The organism is Niabella ginsenosidivorans, assembly GCF_001654455.1.
In the GTDB taxonomy this organism is placed as follows: Bacteria; Bacteroidota; Bacteroidia; order Chitinophagales; family Chitinophagaceae; genus Niabella; species Niabella ginsenosidivorans.
The window spans coordinates 1729639-1753017 of record NZ_CP015772.1 but is presented as its reverse complement, the minus strand read 5'-3'; the positions used below and the strand labels follow the sequence as shown (position 1 = coordinate 1753017).

The 23379-nt window shown below is 45.4% G+C and carries 19 protein-coding genes; 12 read left to right on the top strand and 7 right to left on the bottom strand.

The annotated features are described in order from the left end of the window. Position 1: 1 nt before the first annotated feature. From kdpF to A8C56_RS07275, 10 genes are all read left to right on the top strand, one after another. Complete coding sequence (kdpF, locus tag A8C56_RS23840) at positions 2 to 82, top strand: K(+)-transporting ATPase subunit F (protein ID WP_157098102.1); 81 nt, start codon at positions 2 to 4, stop codon at positions 80 to 82. A 20-nt stretch (positions 83 to 102) separates the two neighbouring features. Further along, complete coding sequence (kdpA, locus tag A8C56_RS07315; protein ID WP_067753937.1) at positions 103 to 1821, top strand: potassium-transporting ATPase subunit KdpA; 1719 nt, start codon at positions 103 to 105, stop codon at positions 1819 to 1821. 57 nt (positions 1822 to 1878) lie between these two features. Further along, positions 1879 to 3921: a potassium-transporting ATPase subunit KdpB gene (kdpB, locus tag A8C56_RS07310; RefSeq protein ID WP_067753934.1), complete on the top strand. Its 2043-nt coding sequence runs from the start codon at positions 1879 to 1881 to the stop codon at positions 3919 to 3921. A gap of 19 nt (positions 3922 to 3940) precedes the next feature. Continuing rightward, the gene (locus A8C56_RS07305) at positions 3941 to 4504 is read left to right on the top strand and encodes a K(+)-transporting ATPase subunit C (RefSeq protein ID WP_067753931.1); all 564 of its coding nucleotides are present in this window, start codon (positions 3941 to 3943) and stop codon (positions 4502 to 4504) included. A 39-nt stretch (positions 4505 to 4543) separates the two neighbouring features. After that, the gene (locus A8C56_RS07300) at positions 4544 to 5620 is read left to right on the top strand and encodes a porin (RefSeq protein WP_067753928.1); all 1077 of its coding nucleotides are present in this window, start codon (positions 4544 to 4546) and stop codon (positions 5618 to 5620) included. 12 nt (positions 5621 to 5632) lie between these two features. Continuing rightward, positions 5633 to 6742: a histidine kinase gene (locus tag A8C56_RS07295; RefSeq protein ID WP_067753925.1), complete on the top strand. Its 1110-nt coding sequence runs from the start codon at positions 5633 to 5635 to the stop codon at positions 6740 to 6742. Positions 6743 to 6778: 36 nt separating this feature from the next. Beyond that, the gene (locus A8C56_RS07290) at positions 6779 to 8506 is read left to right on the top strand and encodes an ATP-binding protein (protein ID WP_067753922.1); all 1728 of its coding nucleotides are present in this window, start codon (positions 6779 to 6781) and stop codon (positions 8504 to 8506) included. A gap of 197 nt (positions 8507 to 8703) precedes the next feature. Continuing rightward, entirely contained in the window at positions 8704 to 9537 is an 834-nt protein-coding gene (locus A8C56_RS07285) for an aminoglycoside phosphotransferase family protein (protein WP_067753919.1), read from the top strand. Between the two features lie 18 nt (positions 9538 to 9555). Further along, a complete protein-coding gene (nfi, locus tag A8C56_RS07280; RefSeq protein WP_067753916.1) occupies positions 9556 to 10239 on the top strand; it encodes a deoxyribonuclease V in 684 nt (227 codons plus the stop codon). A gap of 239 nt (positions 10240 to 10478) precedes the next feature. Beyond that, positions 10479 to 12719, top strand: coding sequence for a tetratricopeptide repeat protein (locus A8C56_RS07275; protein ID WP_084490086.1), 2241 nt, complete (start codon positions 10479 to 10481; stop codon positions 12717 to 12719). Between the two features lie 230 nt (positions 12720 to 12949). Here A8C56_RS07275 and A8C56_RS07270 read toward each other — a convergent pair whose 3' ends face one another. The 4 genes from A8C56_RS07270 to A8C56_RS24385 form a co-directional block, all read right to left on the bottom strand. Beyond that, a complete protein-coding gene (locus A8C56_RS07270) occupies positions 12950 to 13828 on the bottom strand; it encodes a bestrophin family protein (protein WP_067761724.1) in 879 nt (292 codons plus the stop codon). A gap of 59 nt (positions 13829 to 13887) precedes the next feature. Next, positions 13888 to 15060: a Na+/H+ antiporter NhaA gene (gene nhaA / locus A8C56_RS07265; protein ID WP_067753913.1), complete on the bottom strand. Its 1173-nt coding sequence runs from the start codon at positions 15058 to 15060 to the stop codon at positions 13888 to 13890. Between the two features lie 64 nt (positions 15061 to 15124). After that, on the bottom strand, positions 15125 to 16546 hold the full coding sequence (locus A8C56_RS07260) for an FAD-binding oxidoreductase (protein WP_067753910.1): 1422 nt from the start codon (positions 16544 to 16546) through the stop codon (positions 15125 to 15127). Continuing rightward, positions 16536 to 16673, bottom strand: a complete 138-nt coding sequence (locus A8C56_RS24385; RefSeq protein WP_157097904.1) for a hypothetical protein — start codon at positions 16671 to 16673, stop codon at positions 16536 to 16538. The genes A8C56_RS07260 and A8C56_RS24385 overlap by 11 nt, the downstream gene beginning before the upstream one ends. Before the next feature lie 28 nt (positions 16674 to 16701). Here A8C56_RS24385 and A8C56_RS07255 point away from each other — a divergent pair, with 28 nt between their 5' ends. Next, the gene (locus tag A8C56_RS07255; RefSeq protein ID WP_067753907.1) at positions 16702 to 17601 is read left to right on the top strand and encodes a LysR family transcriptional regulator; all 900 of its coding nucleotides are present in this window, start codon (positions 16702 to 16704) and stop codon (positions 17599 to 17601) included. Between the two features lie 147 nt (positions 17602 to 17748). On the opposite strand, the gene A8C56_RS07250 is transcribed toward A8C56_RS07255, so the two are convergent. After that, positions 17749 to 18987 carry an MFS transporter gene (locus A8C56_RS07250; protein WP_067753905.1) on the bottom strand — a complete coding sequence of 413 codons (1239 nt, stop codon included), beginning with the start codon at positions 18985 to 18987 and terminating at the stop codon, positions 17749 to 17751. Positions 18988 to 19058: 71 nt separating this feature from the next. Between A8C56_RS07250 and A8C56_RS07245 the strand changes: the two genes are divergently transcribed. Next, positions 19059 to 19730, top strand: coding sequence for a DUF1345 domain-containing protein (locus tag A8C56_RS07245; RefSeq protein WP_067761722.1), 672 nt, complete (start codon positions 19059 to 19061; stop codon positions 19728 to 19730). A gap of 230 nt (positions 19731 to 19960) precedes the next feature. On the opposite strand, the gene A8C56_RS07240 is transcribed toward A8C56_RS07245, so the two are convergent. Both A8C56_RS07240 and A8C56_RS07235 read right to left on the bottom strand, forming a co-directional pair. Then, positions 19961 to 21577, bottom strand: a complete 1617-nt coding sequence (locus tag A8C56_RS07240) for a beta-N-acetylhexosaminidase (RefSeq protein WP_084490085.1) — start codon at positions 21575 to 21577, stop codon at positions 19961 to 19963. An 18-nt stretch (positions 21578 to 21595) separates the two neighbouring features. Next, a complete protein-coding gene (locus tag A8C56_RS07235) occupies positions 21596 to 23092 on the bottom strand; it encodes an alpha-L-fucosidase (protein WP_067761719.1) in 1497 nt (498 codons plus the stop codon). Positions 23093 to 23379 lie beyond the last annotated feature (287 nt).

Here is a 23379-nt window from a genome sequence, read left to right as displayed (position 1 = left end):
AATGATTAATGCATTATTAATAGTCTCGATCCTGGTATTTATATACCTCTTATATGTGCTGTTGAAGCCAGAAAAATTTTAACCACAAAAATTGAATTGTACATGAATACTGAATTATCAGGTGTTATTGCCTGTTTTCTTATAACCGTATTATTAGCATATCCATTTGGAAAGTATATAGCTAAAGTATTTAACGGGGAAAAAACACTTACTGATTTTATGAACCCGCTGGAGCGTTTTATTTTTCGCATCAGCAGGGTGAACGCCGCACAGGGGATGAATTGGCAAGAATTCCTAAAGGCTATGCTGAGCATTAATCTGTTATGGCTGGTTTACGCTTTTTTTATGTTTCGTTACCAGTCTCACCTGCCTCTAAATCCGGATGGGAACCCTGATATGACGCCCGACCTGAGTTTTAATACGGCTATCAGCTTTTTAGTAAATTGTAATTTGCAAGACTATTCAGGCGAAACAGGCGTAACCTATTTAACGCAGTTATTTGTGATTACCTTCTTACAATTTGTAAGCGCTGCCACAGGAATAGCCTGCCTGATTGCTGTTTTTAAAGGCCTGAAAGAAAAAACCACCAACGATCTTGGCAATTTCTGGGTAATTTTTACAAAGACCATTACCCGCATCTTATTGCCGGTTTGTATCCTCATTGCAGTATTGCTGGCTTTCAACGGCACCCCTGCCAGTTATGCAGGGAAAGACACCATTACTACCCTGCAGGGTGACACAACACAGGTATCCCGCGGACCCGCTGCCGGTATGATTGCCATCAAACATCTCGGTACAAATGGTGGCGGTTGGTTTGGGGCCAATTCAGCCCACCCTCTGGAAAACCCGAATTATTTCACAAATATGCTGGAGATAATCGCGCAGGTGCTGATACCTATGGCAATGATATTTGCGTTAGGATTTTATTTAAAAAGGAAAAAACTGGCTTATGTCATTTTTGGCGTTATGACGGTTGGCATGCTCTGCTTATTGGTCCCCACCATAAGCACGGAAATTCATGGTAATCCTGAAATAGCCCGTATGGGTATTCTGCAACCTACCGGTGCAATGGAAGGTAAGGAAGTGCGGTTTGGCCCGGCGGCTTCAGGTTACTGGAGCATATTAACGACTGTTATTTCCACAGGTTCTGTCAATTCCATGCATGATAGCTCCATGGCGCTTTCCGGTTTAATGCAACTATTGGGTATGCTGGTCAACGCGTTTTACGGGGGGTGTGGTGTAGGGTTACTGAACTATTATATCTATATCATCATTGCAGTATTTATATCAGGATTGATGGTAGGGCGAACGCCTGAATTTATGGGGCATAAAGTGGAAGCCCGTGAAGTAAAGATAGCTGCCCTGGTTACATTACTCTCTGCCTTTATTATTAAAGGGGGCACAGCATTAGCAGCCTATTATTTTGTTCACCATCCTGATATAGGATGGGCGGTGAAGCCCGCTAACTGGCTTAATAATCCCGGCTATCATGGATTCAGCGAGATGTTGTATCAGTTTACTTCGGCCAATGCTAATAATGGCAGTGGTTTTGAAGGATTGGCTGATAATAATGCTTTCTGGAACATTACAGCAGGCATTGCCATGATACTGGGAAGGTATTTACCCATTATCGGGCCTGTTGCCATTGCCGGGTTACTGGCCAATAAAAAATATATTCCCGAATCAGCAGGCACATTGAAAGCAGACTCTGCAACCTTTGGCATCATGACGTTCGCTGTTATTCTCATCATCACCGCGCTGTCTTATTTCCCCCCTTTAGTGGTTGGGCCGATAGCAGAATATTTAAAGCTTTTACAATAAACACGTTTATAAATTATTGTAATATTCATTGAACATTTAAACAATTTATATCAGGCAATGAAACAAGAATCACAAAATAAATTATTAAACGCTTCTTTAATTAAGGAAGCCATAAAGCAATCTTTTATAAAACTAAAGCCGGGCGTTATGATGAAAAACCCGGTCATGTTCACCGTTTACATTGGTACTATTATTATGCTGGGCGTATGTTGCTGGATCATGGCCGGGGAGCAATCGCAGGGCAGCTTGGCGTATAATATTACCATTTTTGTTATTTTATTTATAACAGTATTATTTGCCAACTTTGCCGAAGCTATAGCAGAAGCAAGGGGCAGAGCCCAGGCAAATAGCTTGCGGAAAACAAGAGAAGATACCCCGGCAAAAAAAGTTTTCCTTGTAGGAGAAATGTATGTAAACGAGGTAAAAACCGTTCCCTCTTCACAACTTCAGAAAGGTGATCTTTTTATATGTGAAACGGGAGACATTATTCCTATTGACGGGGAGATCATTGAAGGGCTCGCCACTATTGATGAAAGTGCGATCACGGGCGAATCAGCCCCGGTAATCCGTGAAGCAGGCGGTGACAAAAGTTCCGTAACAGGCGGCACCAAGGTGTTGAGCGATCATATAAAAGTTAAGGTAACCACCGATCCCGGAGAAAGCTTTTTGGATAAAATGATTGCATTGGTAGAAGGTGCCAGCCGTCAAAAAACGCCTAATGAAATTGCGCTTACAATTTTGCTGGCCTGTTTTACATTAATTTTTCTCATCGTTTGCGTTACGCTGAAGCCCTTCGCCGATTATGCCAATACGCCCATTACTATTGCAGCATTTGTTTCACTATACGTGTGTCTTATACCTACTACAATTGGAGGTTTGTTAAGCGCTATAGGTATTGCAGGAATGGATAGGGCGTTAAAGGCCAACGTAATTACTAAAAGCGGTAAAGCCGTTGAAACAGCAGGTGATCTTGATACCTTACTACTTGATAAAACAGGTACAATTACCATTGGTAACCGAAAGGCGACCCATTTTTTCCCCGCTAATGATGTGGAAGAAAAGCATTTTATAAGATGCGCGGTACTCAGCTCTTTAGCCGATGAAACACCGGAAGGCAAATCGATTGTGGAACTTGCGGCAATTGATACCGCTACTTTAAAAATTGAAAGACCGCAATTTGTTCCTTTTACAGCTGAAACAAGAAGCTCGGGCATCAATTATGACACTGTACGCATCCGCAAAGGTGCAGTGGATGCTATAAAAAAAATGAGCGATAAAGCAGGTTATGATTTCCCTGAAGAAATAGCTGAGAAAGTAAAAGAAATTTCAAATAACGGAGGCACACCGCTGGTAGTTGCAGAAAACGACAGAGTAATTGGCGTAATTGAATTGCAGGATATTATTAAACCCGGCATCCGGGAACGCTTTCAGCGTTTACGCAGAATGGGTGTAAAAACAGTGATGGTTACGGGCGATAATCCCTTAACTGCCAAATATATTGCCGATAAAGCAGGTGTAGATGACTTTATAGCAGAGGCCAGGCCTGAAGACAAAATGGATTATATTAAAAAAGAGCAGGAAGGTGGTAAACTGGTAGCGATGATGGGCGATGGCACCAATGATGCCCCTGCGCTGGCCCATGCAGATGTGGGCGTTGCAATGAATAGTGGTACACAAGCCGCAAAAGAAGCCGGTAATATGGTTGATTTAGATAATGACCCTACCAAGCTTATTGAAATTGTAGAAATCGGTAAGCAGTTATTAATGACAAGAGGCACACTGACTACTTTTTCTATTGCCAATGACGTAGCTAAATATTTTGCAATTGTGCCGGCTTTATTCATCGCTTCCATGCCTACTTTACAGGCTTTAAATATCATGCATCTTACCAGTCCGCAGAGTGCCATCCTTTCTGCGGTTATCTTTAACGCTATTATTATACCGATCCTCATCCCGCTCGCTTTAAAAGGAGTGGCCTACAAGCCGATCGGGGCAAGTGCGTTGCTGCGCAGGAATCTGCTGATCTATGGATTAGGTGGTGTTATAGTGCCCTTTATCGGGATAAAATTAATTGATATGGTGCTCGCACTTTTTATGTAGTAAAAAAATAACGCAAAAAATGAAAAAATATATTTTTCCCTCTTTAATGTTAACCCTGATCTTTATTATACTATGTGCTGTTTTGTATCCATTGCTGATTGCAGGAGTCGGCAGGTTAACACCAGGCGGTGGCGATGGTGAAAAATTAAGTGTGAACGGAAAAGTAGTTGGGTACGCCAATATTGGACAGAAATTCACAGCTGACAACTATTTCTGGAGCCGCCCCTCCGCAGTCAATTATAATGCTGCCGGCAGCGCCGGTAGTAACAAAGGGCCTTCTAACCCGCATTACCTCAAAGAGGTTCAGGCAAAAACAGATACGTTCCTGGCGCATAACCCGGGAGTTGAGAAAACGGCTATACCTGCAGAACTGGTAACCAGTTCGGGCAGTGGTTTAGATCCCGATCTGTCGCCGGCAGCTGCTTTCATACAAGTGCCTCGTGTAGCAAGGGCACGCAACCTGCCGGAAAGCCGGGTTCAAATGCTGGTACAGGCCCATATTCAAAAACCTCTTTTGGGATTATTCGGGCCGGCTAAAGTCAATGTTCTAAAATTAAATATTGCACTGGATAACATAAAGTAAAAAACAGCTTTTCATCAAAAAAAATTAGCCCTTACAATTATGCGATACATTTTTCTGACAGTAGCATTACTGTCAACAAGAGCTCTATGGGCACAAAATGACAGCACTGCACAACACTCCCTGTCAATCAGCGGTTATGCAGATGTATATTATGCCTACGATTTTAACAAACCAGCCAATCATATTATTGCGCCGTTCCTGTACAATTACAACCGCCATAATACATTTAATGTAAACCTGGCAATGATCAAAGCAAGTTATAACAGGGAGCGGGTGCGGGGAAACATCGCCCTGATGGCCGGAACATATACAAACGATAATATGACCAATGAAAAAGGCGCGCTTAAAAATATTTATGAAGCGGATGCAGGTGTAAAGATTGTAAAAAATAAAAATCTGTGGATAGATGCGGGTATCCTACCCTCTCATATTGGATGGGAAAGCGCCATAGGAAAAGATGGTCCGACCCTAACCCGCAGTATTGCCGCGGAAAACTCTCCTTATTTTGAAACCGGTGCACGTTTATCCTATACTACTGATAATGGTAAATGGTACATAGCAGCCTTAGCTTTAAACGGGTGGCAGCGCATTGAACGTCCTGATGGGAACAATTCCATTGCCTTTGGTCATCAGGTCATTTTTAAACCCAATGCCAGTATAACAATCAACAGCAGCTCCTTTATTGGCAATGACAAGCCGGACAGCATTCGCCAGATGCGTTATTTCCACGATTTGTACGGGCAACTGCAGCTTTCAAAGCATTTCGCATTAACTTTGGGATTGGATGCAGGAGCTGAACAGCAGTTTAAAAACAGTGACCGTTATAACACCTGGTACAGTGCCGTTGCTATAGCTGCCTATACGCTTAACAACTGGAACATAGCCTTGCGTGGCGAGTATTACCAGGATCCCCGGGGCGTTATCATCCCTGTAGCAACAGCCAACGGGTTTAAAACCTGGGGATATTCCCTGAATGTGGACAGAAGAATTACCGGCAATTTTCTCTGGCGGGTAGAAGCAAGGGCCTTTAACAGTAAAGACAAGCTATTTTTGCAAAACAATCAACCAACATATAATAAATTTCTTATAACCAGTTCACTTGCGTTTTCTTTTTAACAGCATAGCATTATGGACTCAGCAGAAGATTTTTTACAGCTCATCCGGAAAAGCAAACGGGGCCGGTTCAAGCTCTATATAGGCATGAGCGCCGGCGTGGGAAAAACATACCGGATGTTGCAGGAGGCGCATACGCTTTTGAGAAACGGCATTGATGTACGCATCGGGTATATTGAAACCCATAACAGGGAAGAAACAAAAGCGCTGGTAAAGGGGATCCCCGAAGTTCCCCGGCGGCGGCTGTTTTATAAAGGAAAGGAGCTGGAAGAAATGGACACTGACGCCATCATAAACCTGCGGCCCGAAATTGTGCTGGTAGATGAGCTGGCCCATACCAATATTGAGGGCAGCCGCAATGCAAAGCGCTGGCAGGATGTACGCGATCTCCTTGATGCCGGTATTAACGTAATATCAGCGGTAAACATCCAGCATATTGAAAGTCTGCACGAGGACGTTCTTGCAATAACCGGTGTAAATGTAACAGAGCGCATCCCGGACAGCCTTATTAAGGAAGCCGATGATGTGGTAAATATTGATCTGCCATCTGACGAGCTGATCACCCGTTTAAAAGAAGGGAAAATTTATAAGGCCGATAAGATCCAATCGGCAATCAGCAATTTCTTCAGGCATGAGAACATCCTTCAGCTAAGGGAACTGGCGTTAAAGGAAGTTGCCTCTGCCGTAGAGCGCAAGGTTGAAACCGAGATCGTAAAGTTGCCTGTTCAGCAGGAACGGTTCCTTGCCTGCATCAGCAGCAACGAGGCTACGGCAAAGACCGTCATCCGTAAAACCGCGCGCCTGGCCAACTATTATCACAGCAAATGGTATGTGCTGTATGTAGAAACATCTGCAGAAAGCGCCGATAAGATCCAGTTAAACAAGCAGCGGTATCTTATCAATAATTTCCAGCTGGCAACAGAGCTGGGCGCGGAAATCATCAAAATAAAGGAGGATCGGATATCTGCCGCCATTGTGGAGCAGGCAGAAGAGCGGAAAATAACCACCATCTGCATCGGCAAACCCCATTTAAGCCTGTTCCAGATCATTGGCGCCACCAATGTGTTTAATAATCTTTTAAAAAAATTGAGCAATAGTCATATTGATCTGGTCATACTTAGTTAAGCGGGTGCGAATCTGCAGCTATTAAAACAAAAGCAAATGCGCATTAAAACAAAATTGATACTGGGTTTGGGAGCCCTCTTTATACTGATCGCATTTCTGGCTATTTTATCCAGCGTGTATGTAAACAGACTTTCATCGGACACCAAGAACATACTGGTTTCCAACTATAACTCTGTTGCTTACTCCCGCGAAATGTTGCTGGCCCTGGATGAAGACGTACGTCTGCCCCAGGCACGTGCCAAATTTGAGAGCAACCTCAAAATGCAGCAAAAAAACATTACAGAGCCCACTGAGCGGCTGGCCACAGATCACCTGCAGCAGGATTTTAACTCTATTACAGCCGGTAATACAACAACGGCCATGTTGACAAAGATCAGAAAGGACCTGGCCGATATTATGCTGGTGAACATGGAGGCCATTCAGCGGAAAAGCAAAATTGCCACAGAAACTGCGGAAAAGGCCATTGTATGGATCGCAGTAGCAGGCACATTATGCTTCATTATATCCTTTACGTTACTGCTGAACCTGCCGGCTTCAATTGCAGGTCCGATAGATGAGCTTACAAAAAGCATCCAGAGCATTGCAGCCGAAAATTACTCCAAACGGGTAACCTTTAACCGGCCGGATGAATTTGGCGATATGGCCAATGCCTTTAACACAATGGCACAAAAACTGGAACAATACAATAACAGCAATCTTGCAAGGTTAATGACGGAAAAACAGCGGGTAGAAACACTGATTGAGAATATTCATGAGCCTGTGATTGGCCTGGACGAAAATAAAAAGGTGCTTTTCATGAACGAAGAGGCCTACAAGATTACCAATACCCGGCCGGAAGAGGTGATTGGCAAACAGGTGCAGGATCTTGCAATCAAAAACGATCTCATCCGCATGCTCATCAGGGACTTCTTTGAGCCTTCTGGTACAAATGAACCTTTAAAGATATATGCAGATAACAAAGAAAGCTATTTTGACAAAGCGATCATCCCGATCAATGCCGTTCCTGTTGGAGACAAAAAGCCACAGCACCTGGGCGATGTTATTTTCCTGAAAAACATCACCCCGTTTAAAGAACTGGATTATGCAAAAACTAACTTCATAGCAACTGTTTCCCATGAATTAAAAACGCCGATATCCTCCATTAAAATGAGCTCTCAGCTACTGGAGAACCCGGGGGTCGGAACACTGAATAATGAGCAAAAAGAGCTGGTGGAAAGCATACAGGATGATGCAGAGCGCCTGCTAAAGATAACAAGTGAGTTATTGAACGTAACGCAACTGGAAAGTGGCAAGCTGCAATTGCAACCGGTATTGAGCCGCCCGGATGAGCTGATGCGGAAGGCTATCCAGATGAATGAAACCGCGGCTACAGCTAAAAATATCCGGATCCAGACAAAGATACCGGAGCAGCTACCCCTGCTGCATGTAGATGCCGATAAAACAACCTGGATCTTCAGCAATCTTATTTCCAATGCCCTCAGGTATAGCCACGATAACAGTATTATTGCCGTTTCAATTACCACGTACGGACAGCGGGTGGTATTTTCTGTAAAGGATTTCGGACAGGGCATTGCCCCTTTTTATCTGGATAAGATATTTGACAGGTACTTTCGCATACCCGGTTCCAAAAAAGAAGGTACCGGACTGGGCCTTTCCATCAGCAAAGAGCTGATCGAAGCACAGGGCGGTACCATCAGCGTTAACAGTGAATTTGGAGTAGGCACAGAATTTACGGTAGTGTTGCCGGTATCCGGCAATACATAGTATCAGGATGCTGGATATTGCAGACAGAAAAGAGTAATCCGGGGCACCAATACCAAACAGGTAAGTTGTTTTCACTATCGTCTTTTTGGCTACTAACCCCAGGCATTTCATCTTATCCAAAACAAGTCGGGAGGCCGCTTTCTGCATCGTTTACAATAACAACAAAAAAGTGGTAAGTTGCAACAGGATCAAATTGTATGTTCTGGAACAAAGAAAAAGAAACCCAATCGCTTGAACTCAAAAAGCAATACCTGCAACAATGGCAATTGGAGCCGGATGGCGCTTATTTTTTCTCATATGCCAGCCTCCTGCAGCCTGTTATTTACAGGCATCAAAAGGCAATGCTAAAAATATCGCTGGAGGAAGAAGAGCAGTTCGGTGGACTATTGATGCAATGGTGGGATGGATATGGCGCTGCTAAAGTGTTTCAATATACCAGGGAGGCTTTATTGCTTGAACGTATTACTGGGCACCTTTCATTAAAACAAATAGCTGCCAATGGCAGGGATGACGAAGCCACAGGAGTGATCTGTGCAACGGCAAAGAAATTACATCAAACCCGCAGTAAGCCGCTTCCGGAGCTGATTGATCTGAACGACTGGTTTTATGAATTGCTGCATGCGCATGAAAAATACAGCAACCGGTTTATGACCAGTGCCGCAATTGCCCGGGAGCTTTTAGAAACAACAACCACCAAAACCGTTTTGCATGGAGATCTGCATCATGAAAACATTCTCTATTCTGATAAACGGGGCTGGCTGGCAATAGACCCTAAAAGATTGTATGGCGATGAAGGTTTTGAGTATGCCAATCTTTTTTGCAACCCGGCTAAAGAAATTGCCCTGGCGCCGGGCAGGCTGCAACTGCAATTAAAAGTAGTTTGCACAGCAACAGGCATTCCTGCCAAAAGAATGCTGCAATGGATCGCAGCATGGTCAGCCCTTTCAGGCATATGGATGCTAAGCGTGGCAGAAGACCCGGACGTGCCATTTACCATTAACCGGATGGCTTTAACAGCGTTAAACAGGTAATATACTGTATCTTTAGGCATGACCGATCCTGAATTTTACAACACCCTCACCCCTTCTGAAGCAGTTGCTATTCAAAAACAACTCCGAGAGAAGGTGACCCTTGACCCGTTTACAGGCCCCATCCGGCTGATCGGCGGCGCTGATATTTCCTTTAATAAGTTTGAAGAAACGGTTTATGCCGGCATCGTTGTATTAAAATATCCTGAGCTGCTGGTACAAACCTATGTGGTAGTCACCTTTACCGTAAAATTCCCCTATGTATCCGGGTTGCTGGCGTTCCGCGAGGTGCCCGCACTCTTAAAAGCCTGGCAGCAACTGGCCCAAAAGCCGGATATACTGGTACTGGATGGCCAGGGCATTGCGCATCCGAGAAGAATGGGCATCGCCACACATTTTGGCATTATCGCCGGTCAGCCCACCATTGGCTGTGGCAAAAGCCGCCTTACGGGCAGCTACCAGGAGCCGGCCAACCAGCAATTTGCCGCTACACCCCTCATGCATAAAGAGGAGCAAATAGGCAATGTGTTAAGAAGCAAGGCCAATTGCAAACCTGTTTTTGTATCACCCGGCTACCATGTTAGCATGTTGCAAAGCCTGGACATTATAAAACGCTGCGTCCGTAAGCATCGCATACCGGAGCCAACAAGGCTGGCGCACCTGCTCGTCAATGAAGAACGGGTTAAAGCCAGGGGAAATGAGTGATGAGTAGTGAGTTTTCAGAATCGAAAACCAAGGATCGAACATCCGGAACCAAAATGTACCATCGGCTATGGGACATAGGCGATCGACCATACACCAGCAGTTTTCAGTTATCAGCACTCAGCCATCAGCTATGAACGATACCCTATAAACCATGAGCTGTTCACCACTCCTCCTGCCCCCGGCCCATTCTCCCCTGAAACAATAGATTTTTCAACGGCTGCTGCTTATATTTGTTCCTCATGAGCTGGACGCATCACAAAAAGACCCTTATTGCTGTTCTCATAATCAGTTGCTTCTTCCTGGGAAGCCTGGTGATTGTGCGTTGCTCACATCCCGGCCCGAAAAGCATACAAACAGCTGCCAATACTTACGTGGGCGACCAGGCCTGCGTCAGCTGCCATAAAACAGAACATGACCAGTGGCTGTTATCGGATCATTATAAAGCAATGCAGCCGGCCAATGATTCCACCGTACTGGGCGATTTTAATAATGCAACCTATACAGCAGACGGCGTTACATCAAAATTCTTTAAAAAGGATGGAAAATTTTTTATCAATACCGAAGGCCCTGATGGAAAAAACCACGACTATGAGATCCTGTATACATTCGGCTACTACCCCCTGCAACAGTACCTAGTAGCATTTGACCGGGGAAGAATGCAGGCTACACGGCAGTCCTGGAACAGTAAAGATAAAAAATGGTTCCATCAGTATGCAGGGCAAAAAATTGCCGCAACGGACTGGCTGCACTGGACCGGCAACGGCCAGAACTGGAACACCATGTGCGCAGAATGCCACAGTACGGATCTGAAAAAGAACTATTCCACTGAAACCGATACCTATAACACCACCTACAGTGCATTAACCGTCAGCTGCGAAGCCTGCCACGGCCCGGCAAAAACACATATTGATTATATCAACAGCAGCGATTACAAAAACGGTGCCCACGTTGCGGGTTCTTATCTCAGGGCTCCGAAAAACAGCAACCAGCTATCGCAGATACAAACCTGCTTTCCCTGTCACGCCCGTAAAAGCAATATCAGCGCAGACCTGAAGAACAGTAATGAGATCCTGGATGATTATATTCCCGAGATCCCGACCACGGATCATTTCTATGCAGACGGGCAGGCCAACGATGAAGATTATACCTATACTTCATTCCTGCAAAGCAAAATGTATAACCGGGGGGTAAAATGTACTAACTGCCATAACCCGCATACCGGTAAGCTGCTGATAGCCGGCAATGGTGTTTGCCTGCAATGCCATGATAAAAAGTACGATGCACCCACGCACACATTTCATGCAGTGAATACGGAAGGGGCACAATGCAAGAACTGCCACATGCCCGGAAAGTTCTACATGGGCAATGACTGGCGCAATGATCATACCTTCCGTGTACCACGTCCCGATCTTTCTGTGACCTACGGTACTCCCAACGCCTGTAACAATTGCCATACCAACCGATCTGCCCAATGGGCAGCAGCGGCCGTTGTAAAATGGTTCGGGCCAACACGTAAATATCACTTTGCAGAAGACCTGATCCCCGGCAGCAGACTGGATGCAGGCAGCCAGGCGCATCTGATCAGGCTCATCAGGGATACGGCAACTCCGTCTGTTATTCAGGCAGCTACCCTGCACTATCTTTCCAGCCTGCCCGGCAGCAACAATGGAAATGAGCTGGTAAAAGCGTTCCGGGACAAAGACGCGCTGATCCGGTACCGTGCTGTTACTGGCCTTAATAATTTTGATCCTTCTGTATGGGGAGAAGCCATCCGGCCGCTGCTTACAGATAAGGTACGCGCGGTACGTATTGCAGCAGCCAACCTTGTGTTAAGCACCAATGATGGCGATCTGATGGCAGGTCTCGGCGCCGCATATACCAACGCACTGGCTGAGCTCAATAATAATGTTTTATACCAGACCGATTTTGCTTCCGGTAATGTTATGGCAGCGGATTATTACCTGAAACTGAAAAACTATGATAAGGCCGCATCCTTTTATCTGAAAGCCCTGCAGAAAGATGATCAGATGAATTATGCCCGCCTGAATCTTTCAACCGTCTATAATCTTAAAGGCAATAACCAGGCCGCCTTGCAGGTATTGCAGGACGCTATCAAAATTGACCCAAAAAATGACCGTATCTATTTCAATCTTGCGTTATTATATAACGAATTACAGCAACCGGGAAATGTAGAAAAGAGTTTACAGAAAGCCATCGCTCTTAAAACCGTTAACCCGCGTGTATATTATAATTATGGTATCCTGTTACAGCAAAAACAGCAATACCAGGCCGCAGCGCAGCAATACCTGAAAGCATTAGAGTTGGCACCTGCAGATGCAGACATCAACTATGCACTCTGTGTGCTGTTCCTTCAGCAGAATAATCCCCCAGCGGCAAGACCCTATGCCCAAACGCTCAAAAAATATTATCCGGGCGACCAGCGCTTCCTACAGCTCTGGCAACAGTTAGGGTTGTTATAAAACAGTAGTCAGCTATCAGTTTTCAGAAGTGAGAAACGAGAAAATGAGACACGCATCATCCGGCATCAGGAATCCGGCATTCAGCATCAGATGAACCATAAATCAGTTATCAGTTCAAAGGCCAGTTATCAGGCCCGAGAGTCCTGATAACTATCGGATCGGGATCAGGACCGGGAAACCAGCACTCTGAACCGGGTAACCGGCAGCGGGCATCCGGTAACCATCAAACATCAGGCATACAACAGTTCCTGTACATGCTTTTTCATGTTACCTGCCATTTGCTCTAATGGAAGATCGTCTGCATCCGTCCCGAACGGGTTTTCAATAGATTCGGCGATCAGCTCCAATGAAGCCAGCACATAAAAAACAAAAGGAACTGCGGCTATCACAAAATAGCCCATAGAAAAAACAAATCCTACAGGCAGCGTAACCACGTACAATACAATAAATTTTTTAATAAAGGAGCTGTAGGAATAAGGGATGGGGGTATTTTTAATCCGCTCACAGGCACCGCATATATCCGTCAGCGACTGGATTTCATTATTGATAACGATAAGCTGATCTCCTGTGATCTTCCCGTCTGTATAAAGCCCGTTCACATAACGGAAGATCATCGATGCCACCTGATTCGGGCCGTGCTTTTGTTCCAGGTCCAGCTCCGGATGGGCTGCGCTGTCCAGCATAAATGTGGTATAGTCAGACCGCAGAAAGCCCGAAAGTACCTGTGAATAAAGAGGAATCGATTTACGAAAGAAATGCCGGCTTCCTTTATCCGTTTTTGAAAGATATGCATCCAGCTTTATAGCCATTGAACGGCAGACATTGGTCAAGGCTCCCCACTGACGGCGGGCTTCCCACCAGCGGTCATAGGCTGTATTGGTACGGAACACCAGCAACAGAGAAAGCGCAAACCCCAGTAAATTATGCACCATGTTAATATTCTTCAGCCAGCTTTTTTCAGAAAGCTTCAGGTATTCCAGTTCAAAATACGCTATGCCCCAGGATATAAGCGCCATAAGTAACAAATACGGCAGCAGCTTTCTGAAGCTGTCTGATTTATGAAAATAAAAAACAGCCTTAAACCACTCTTTGGAATTGTAGATCGTCATTCGCTTTACCAATTTCTTGTTACCGCAAATATAATGAGCCCTGATAGCCGGTTGACCGGTTATTTCGTTTTTTGCTGAAGCGTTGCCATAAATAAGCACCCCGCCAGTGCGGCCAGAACTGATGCGATCAGGATCGCCAGCTTTGCTTCCGCAATCAGTACAGGATCATCAAACGACAATAAGCTGATAAAAACCGACATGGTGAAACCTATGCCTGCCAGCATTCCCAGGCCAATGATATGTTTCCAGCCGGCATTGCGGGGTAGCTTCCCTATTTTTAAACGGACAGCCAGCCTGGTAGAAATAAAGATGCCCAAAGTTTTCCCTGCAAACAATCCTGATATAATACCTATCCCCAACGGCTCCAGCAATCCATTCATCATTGCCGGCTCAAAGCGGATGTTGGTATTGGCAAGGGCAAATAACGGTACAATAAAAAAATTAACAGGCTTTGTTAAAAAATGCTCCAGTCTTTCAAGGGGCGATGCTTCTGTCCCTGCTCTCAAGGGCAGCGTCAGGGCAACCAGCACCCCGGCAATGGTGGCATGAATACCGGAATGATGGATAAAGTACCAGATAAAAAGTCCCGGAACAATATAGAACCCTATATTTTTCAGGCGCAGCCGGTTAAAGAGAAGAAGTAATAATAGAACCCCGCCGGCCAGCAACAGATAATTCCAGTGAATATCTGATGAATAAAACAATGCAATGACCCCTATCGCGATCAGGTCGTCCACAATAGCCAGCGCCGCTAAAAAAACCTTCAGGCTTGCAGGCACCCGCTTTCCTAACAGGGAAAGCGCCGCCAGTGCAAAGGCGATATCCGTAGCCATGGGTATGCCCCATCCTGCGGCGGTTGGTTCATTCCGGTTCAGTAAATAAAAGATCACCGCCGGAAGCAGGGCACCGCCAAAAGCGGCAATAATAGGCAACGATGCTTTTTGGGGAGAAGACAATTCTCCTTCCAGTATCTCTCTTTTTATCTCCAGCCCTACCAGCAAAAAAAATACTGCCATCAGGCCATCATTGATCCAGTGCAAAAGGGTAAATTCAAGATCAACCCATTCATTCTTCCACCCTACCGTGCTGTTCAGGAAATTTTCAAAAGGAATTCCCAAGGGCAGGTTAGCAATAAGCAGAGAAACTGTCACACAACTGATCAGCACAATGCCTCCAACAGAGCTGGAACTAAAATATTCCCTGAATGGTTTTAAATTAAATCTTCTGAGCATGATCTTTGAACGCTTTTAACCTGCTAAAATACAATACACCACAAAATTGCGGTGCTTTCTTTTATTATAACTGCACACTTTGCTCATGCCGTATCAGGTTATCAGGGTCATACTTTGCCTTTACCTTTTGCAGCCTTTCATAATTACTGCCATAATACAAATGTGCCCAGTCTTTAAAATGAATATCGGGGTAGTTCCTGTATTGGGTACGGATATTATTGCCTGAAAAAAGTGCCTGTACCGCCTCAAACCGTTGCAGCAGCCTGTTGCCCTGGGACGCCGTTTCCCAATACGTCTGCAGCTCGGAAAAATAGCTGTAGGCCCTGTGCGGGAAAGCGGAGGCTTTTTCTGCTTCAGCGTTCTGTATATTGCCGCCCAGTGTATTGATCTGGTAGATCATGCCCGGCGTGCTTCTTGTTATACCCAGCACCGCATCAATACAACCGCTTATATCATCAAAACTTTTGTACAGACCGGCGGAAGCATTTTTGAACAATACCGGCTGGCTTTCCGCGTAAAAAACTTTTAAAGCCTGCGCCAGGGGCGTGGGCCGGGTGGCCGTTTTTCTATCAGTCAGTTGGGTCAGCTGTTGTACTGCTTTCTCTACATCAGCACTATGTCCGGCTATATTGGTTAAAAGTATGTATACCGTTTTTGCGCTCAGCACCAGAGCAGAAAAACAGGATACGGGTAAACTTTGCGTGATCAGGAACCATTGCTCTGTAATATTTTTCATCCGGGCCGGGTCCGTTTTAAAGGCTCTGAAGCGGAAACTTTGCATAGTAACAGGCGCCGCGTAGGTCTTGAATTTCATTTCAGTGATAACCCCAAAATTACCATTACCGCCACCCCTGCAGGCCCACAGCAGTTCCGGATCGGTATTAGAGTTAACTATATTGCCTTTGCCATCTACCATTGTTACCTCCTCAAGACTGTCGCAGGTAAGTCCATACTTTCTTGAAAGCAAACCATATCCTCCGCCCAATGTTAGCCCCCCTATCCCCACACTGCCACAGGAACCACCGGGAATGTACCGCTTTTTTGATAAAACACTATCATATAACTGCGCCAGTGTGCAGCCCGGTTGTACCAGGAGCCGCCCGTCATTCATCCAACTGGTAGCTTTCATCGCTGAAAGGTTGATCACCATTCCTCCGTCATTACAGGAAAAGCCCTCCATGCAGTGCCCGCCGCTTTTTATGGCAACCGGTAAATGGTTTCGGGCAGCATAACGTATAGCCTCTGCTACACCGGCAGTATTCTTTGCAAGCGCTATTACTTCCGGATATTTATTAATGCGTTTATTAAATCCCTTCCGGAGCAGTTCATATTGCGCTGTTCCTTTCTTATAGAAGATCACATTTTCAGCAATAGCAGCCTTGCCGGTTTTGTACTGTGCCAGGGTTTCCAATGGTTTTAACAGCAATGCCGCATTGGCAAACGCCGTTAGCTTTAAAAACAGTTTCCTGTGGTATTTATTGCTCATAGAAATACAAGATACGCTTTTTCTCTTTTACGCCCGCGCTGTTTCGGCCATATTCCAGGATTCCTGCTTCTGGTTCTGCAAAGGCACACAACTGCTCCTGACAGGCCTTAATCACATCCACCGGCATTTCTTATCTTTGAGCACACCGTTATTATATGTTTGACTTCAGGCTACAGGTATTTCGTGCTGTTGCAAAGCGGCTAAATTTTACAAGGGCTTCGGAAGAGCTGTTCATTTCTCAACCCGCAGTGACCAAGCATATCCGGGAAACGGAGCGCCATTTTAAAACAAAGCTGTTTGAGCGCAGCGGTTCAAAAATAGCGCTCACGCCGGCCGGCGAGCTGTTATTGCAGCATACCGAAGAACTGTTTGCCCTTTATCGTAAAATGGAGCTGGAGCTCAGTTCTTTTACCCAACATCATAAAGGAAAGCTGCGGGTAGGTGCCAGTACCACCATTGCGGAATATCTTTTGCCGCCCGCCCTAGCGGCTTTTAAAAAAAGCTTCAAAGATGTTTCCGTTGTTCTGTCCGGTGGCAATACAGAACATATTGAGCAACTGCTGCAAAAAAATGAAATTGATTTTGGCATGATTGAGGGACAGCCCAAAAGCGGGCTTTTTAAATATACGCCTTTTATAAAAGATGAAATCGTTTTAGTGGCCGCTGCCAAAAACCCGATCGCTAAAAAGCAACAGATCTCTCTGAAAGAATTACAGGTTATCCCTCTTGCATTAAGAGAACCGGGATCCGGTACGCTGGAAGTCATTGCAAAACATCTGAAAAGCAGGCACATCAGGCTATCACAGTTAAACCGGGAAATACAGCTGGAAAGCTCGGAAAGCATAAAGTCCTATATCGCTCACTCCCAGGCCGCTTCTTTTCTTTCCATTCATACCATTTTAAAAGAACTGAACAGCGGGGAACTGGTTATCATTGATGTACAGGGGCTGGAAATAGAACGGCATTTTCAGTTTGTGCAGCTGCAAAGCGGCGCTGCCGCCATTCCCGGTTTCTTTATAAAATTCATCAATCATTACTACAACTTTAAACAATAGCTGGCTTATATGGAGGCAACATTTTAATCAGACCGAAAAGTGTCCCAAAAATGCAACGCTTTGTTTAGGTCTATAATGAATTTTACTTAAGTCCCGCATATTTAGTTGCAATGCTTTGTTAGGTCTGTAATAAATTTCATTTGCGCATTAATGTCCGGTGGCAATATCTGCGGGCAGGATCCGTTTCACGCAAAAATAAAAAGCAACAGCCACTGCCAGCAGGATGACACCGGTACCAGCCCATAGTGTGGTAAAGCCAAGATCACTGGCTACACGGGTTCCAAGATAAGGGGTAATAATAAAAGAAACGGCAATTGCCATGCCATTTAGTCCCATATAAGATCCCTTATTGCCTTTCCCTGACCGGACAGCGGTTATGGCAGCCATAAACGGGAGCACCAGGATCTCCGCAAGACTAAGAATGGTAATGGACAATGTAAGCGTAGCTAAGTGGTGATTAATGACCAATACGGAATAAGCAATAGCGGTGGCAAGGGTTCCGATCAGCAGTGTGGCGGCTGCCGACAGGTATTTTTCAGCCATATTCACCAGCAGCATTTCCATTACTACAATAATAAAACCACTGTAACCCAGTATATAGCCGATCGTTTGCTGATCCAACCCGACAACTTCTTTATAAAACAGCGGCAGCGTATTAAAGAACTGGAAAAAACAAACAGAAAAGATACCGCAGAAAACAGAATAAACAATGAAGGGAAGATCCCTGTAAGCAGATTCTTCTTTTATAATAGTTATTGTATCTGTTTCCTTTTTGCGCTCCTTTTCAATTTTACGGAACTGCCGCGACCTGGTTCTGAAAAACCGGAAATAGACCACTCCCGCGGCTAACGCTCCCAAAGCGTTTACCGCAAACAAAAAATTATAGGAAATGGCAGCCAGTATTCCGCCCAGTGCCGGGCCAATGGAAAAGCCGAGATTGATGGCCATCCGGTTTAATGAAAATGCCCTGGTCAGATTCTCCGGTTTCGCATACCTGGTAATAGCTACCGAGTTTGCAGGACGAAACGATTCGCTGATGATGCTTTGTACCAGTATGATGGCGGCTAACCCCTGTACCGTTGTAAAAAACGGGAGGAGGGCAAATAAGGGTGCACTTAAAAACAGGCTCAGCACCTGTACCCTGAACTCCCCGAAGCGATCCGTGATAAAACCGCCCAGCCATGACCCGATGACAGAGCCTATGCCAAAAAAGCTCAGTACGATACCAGAGTCCTTTATGCTGAAGTGCAGGTGCTCCGTCATATATACTCCCAGGAAAGGCAGTACCATAGAGCCAGACCGGTTAATCAGCATAACCACTGCCAGCATCCAGGCTTCTTTTGACAACCCGTTGAAGGAATTAATATAAATCCGAAGTATTTTCATGAAATTTGAAAAGCCGCAAAGCTACTTTAAAAAGCGGATTATCCAGTACATTTGATCTTTCAGAAAAAAGTATGCAAAACAAACATCCGTTTAAAGAAAAAAAAGTGCATAAGCTGCTTGCCCTGCAGCGCCTCTTTATCTCCTTTATAGTGGGAGGCATTGCCGGCGGTATAACCAGCTTTTTCAGGCCTCCGGTAATGATGGATATTTTAATAGGGTGGCTGTTCTTTTGCTGCTGCTATCTTTTAATATGCTGGTATATAATCTACACAACACCTCATGAATATATTGTAAAAAAAGCAGCGGTAGAAGATGGAGGCAGGGCCTTTGTTTTTATTTTTATTCTGATCACCTGCTTTGCGTGCCTGGCAGCAGTATTAAGCATTATTATTAATGCCAAGGAGAACAACCTCAGCAAGTATTTATGGATACCGGTATCCGTAGGCAGTATCGTGGCATCATGGCTGCTGGTGCATACCATCTATATTTTTCATTATGCGCATTTGTATTACCAGGATGGCGAAAAAGGCTGTGGTTTGAAATTCCCGGAAGATGATCAGCCCAATTACCTTGATTTCGCCTATTATTCACTCTGTATGGGTTGTACCTTTCAGGTATCAGATGTGAACACCACTTCCAAACAACTGCGTTATGTAACCATGTATCACGGCCTCATTTCCTTTGCCCTGAATACATTCCTGGTAGCGCTTACGATCAATATTATTTCAGGGCTGATTCATTGAGTAAGAAGAGAAAAGTTAAAAGAGAGATGTGAGAATTGCGTTATCAGTTTTTAGTTTTCAGTCACGATCCTCTTCCCTACTGGCCACTTCCCACTTGCTACCCGCTTTAATAAGAATTGAGCTATCAGCCCCTTCTACATTCCAAATTCAACATTCTACATTTTACATTTACCATTCCCCACTTCCTCATTCCTTATTTCTCATTCCTTGTTCCTTATTCCTCATTTCCCTCAATTCTCCTGTGCTGATAAACTCCTGGTATCTCTCCTGAAAAAAACAGGTTCGGGTATTTCTGAAGGATCAAAAGGATTATAAAAATAAATGCCCGCATCCCTGTATAAAGGCAATTGCATTTTTAAGCGCGTGGCAAATCCATCATAATTTTTAAGCGCATCCGTTGTCCAGGCGGCTTCTGCCAGAGCAGCAATACGCGGGAACACCATATAGTCCATCCGGTTAAAATTGGTCACCGTTTCTGTCCACAGGTTTGCCTGTATGCCCAGCACCTGTGCCTGTTGTTTTTGATCTGCGATCAGGGATTCTGCTTTATAATTATACACGTCTTTTATGGGAGCATATGCTTTTCCCCATTTCCTGCCCATCCGGTGGCTGCTGTCCTGTACAAAATCAAAATAATAAGGTAACCGCGGACAAACAATAATACGATAGCCTTTATCCAGCGCCAGTTGTAACTGCCGGGGCTGGTCATGCCGCCACCAGCAGATAATCGTTTTGTCTTTGGGCAAATTCACCGCTGCCATCTCATCCCATGCCAGTAACCCGGCATGCAGGCTGTAAACAGAATCTGCCATACGCTCCATAAAGTAGCGCTCCACGGCTTTCAGGTCTTTCAAGGAATGCGTTTGCATCAGTTTTTTGACCCCCTCATGCTGTATCCATTTATCAGAGCCAAAGCTCACTTCATCTCCACCCAGGTGTATCATCCCGGAGGGAAATAAAAGGTTTACCTCTCTTAAGATGTTCATAAGATAGCCATAGGTGCCTTCATTGCCCGGGTCAAAGGTAAAGTCCGGATGTTGCTCATTACCTCCGCCGCTGTACTGCGGATAGGCCCGGTTGGCAGCGGTTGCATGGCCCGGCATGTCTATCTCCGGGATTACTGTAATGTTTCGTTGAGCTGCATAGTGCACAATTTCACTGATTTCCTCCTGGGTATAATACGCTGCAGGAGCGGTCGGGTTCGTAAAGTTGCCCAACCCGCCCAGCAATGCCAGTTTGGGATAGCGCTTTATTTCAATACGCCATCCCGGTTCATCGGTCAGGTGCCAGTGAAAACGGTTGAGCTTGTAAAATGCCATCCAGTCCAGCAATTGCAGCACTTTGGCTTTGCCCATAAAATGCCGGGACTCATCCAGCATAAACCCGCGCCAGCCGTATCTGGGAGCATCCTTAATGCTCCATCCTTCCAGCGAAACCCCGCCATTGACCGGCTTTTGAAGACTGACCAGTTGTAACAGGCTGGAGATGCCATTGGTAACTCCCGCAACAGAATTAGCGGTAATGTTGACGCCTTTTTTTGTAATAGCCAACCGGTAGGATTCATCCTGCTTTGCCTGCTTATTTATTGAAAGCCGGATATAATCAGCATCTGCCGGCTTCACAGCTACAGGAATCTGTTTCAGGTCCAGCAAACGTTGCTGTAAGTAAGCACCAGCGCCTTTTAATTCCGGAGCATCTAAAATAAGACCCGTATATCTGCTCAACAAAAAGGTTTCTGCAGATCTGACGGCCTGAACCGGAGCAGGAATAACCGGGCATTGCTCCTGCCCTGCCCCGCTTAAATAAAGTCCGGCAATAACAGCCATCAAACAGATCTTCATTCTCATTGAATACCATTTTAGTTTTTACATATGCGCTTTCTCCAGCTCTGCAGCATTGATCTTTCCCGACTTTGTAATGATCTTTATTACAAAAGGCTGCTGGCTTACAAAGGTGTCAGGCAGAGTAATATCAACATATATATTCCTGTCAAGATCCAGTCCTATATCTGTGAATTTCATCTTCAACGAGGTTCCGCTCACCAGCAGGCTGGCTGCTGTTGGCACTTCTGTAGCTGATTTCGGCATTTTGATCCGGATCAGATTATTGACCGGGCGATTGAACACCGTTAAATACAAGGTATTGCCCTTTTGGGTAAAGTAACCGTAACTGTTGGGCTCCAGCGGCGCGTGTGTGACTCCATAAACCGCTTCCCCGTTCAGTTGCACCCATTCGCCGATCTCTTTTGCAAGCCGGTCTTCACCGGGGCTCATATTCCCGTTTCCATCGGGGCCAAAGTTCAGCACAAAATTTCCGCCCATAGAAGTGGCGTGCATCAGCATATCGATCAGGTCATAAGAAGTTTTGGTATAAAACGGTGACCAGTCTTTAATATATCCCCAGCCATTGGGGGGAATGGTCATTACACAATCCCAGTCGTTGCCATTCAGCCATTCATATTTGGCAGGCAGTTTACGCTCCCATCCCTGCTCATAATCGCCCAGCAGGTCGCCATTGGAATCAAAATGGCGTTTGCCATATTCGTCATTACGGAAACGGCTGCCAATGATCAGCCCCGGATGGGCGGCACGCAGGTCTTTTTCCAACTGATAGGTGAACGCATAAGAATCGATCCAGGCCTTATCCCAGGTGCCATCAAACCAGAACCCCTTTATTTGCGGATAGTTGTTCAGCAACTCAAAAAGCTGGTTCCGGGTATAATCCAAAAACTTTTGATAAGACGCTTTTTCCCCAGCCGTTTTTGGAGAGGCGCTCCTGTAGTCTTTATTATGCCAGTCAATAATGGAGAAATAAAGATATACATCAATGCCTTCTTTTGCATAGGCATCCACAATCTGCCGCACAATATCTTTTTGATACGGGCTTTGCCGGATGGTATAATCTGAAAACCGGCTGGGCCACATACAGAATCCGTCATGATGCTTGGTGGTAAAGATCACATAACGCGCACCCATTGCTTTGGCCTGTTTTGCCCAGCGCGTTGCATCAAAGCTTACCGGGTTAAATTGTTTGTACAGGTTGTCGTAGGTAGCCTTCCAGTTATCCGGAGCGGTTTTCCCGGACCAGGACCGGATCCATTCGGATGCTGTTGGCGCTTTTACACCGTTCCATTCACCTCCGGCAATTGCGTATACCCCCCAATGAATAAACTGTCCCAAGCCATATTCCCGAAAACGCTGCATGGCTGCATCCGTACGTTTGCCCGGGTGCAGGGGCCCGTATTGCAGCTCCCTGCGCTCTTTCGGTTTTTCCGGGGGACCGGTCCAGGACTGGGCCGTTGCGTTCATAAACAGACCGGATAAAAAAAATGCAAGACACCATTGTACAGGGATTAACTTCATCCGATTAATTCTTTTATGTTCCTTTAGCAGGCAGCGCGGCTGCCGGTACAGGAAAACGATTACAAAACATTTAAAATAACAGGGCAATGAGCCAGCCTGCAATATAGAAAAAGTTGGCGGCTGATCAACATAATACAGCTGCATTGCGCAACCGTATGCACATTATAAAGATGCTGTATCAAAAGAAAGAAATCGTTATATCGTCCCGATCGTTATCGGAAGGGAGGCATCTCTACAATTTTAGAGACTTTTCGGCTCCATCCCGAAGGCCCGGGATTACGCCGCCA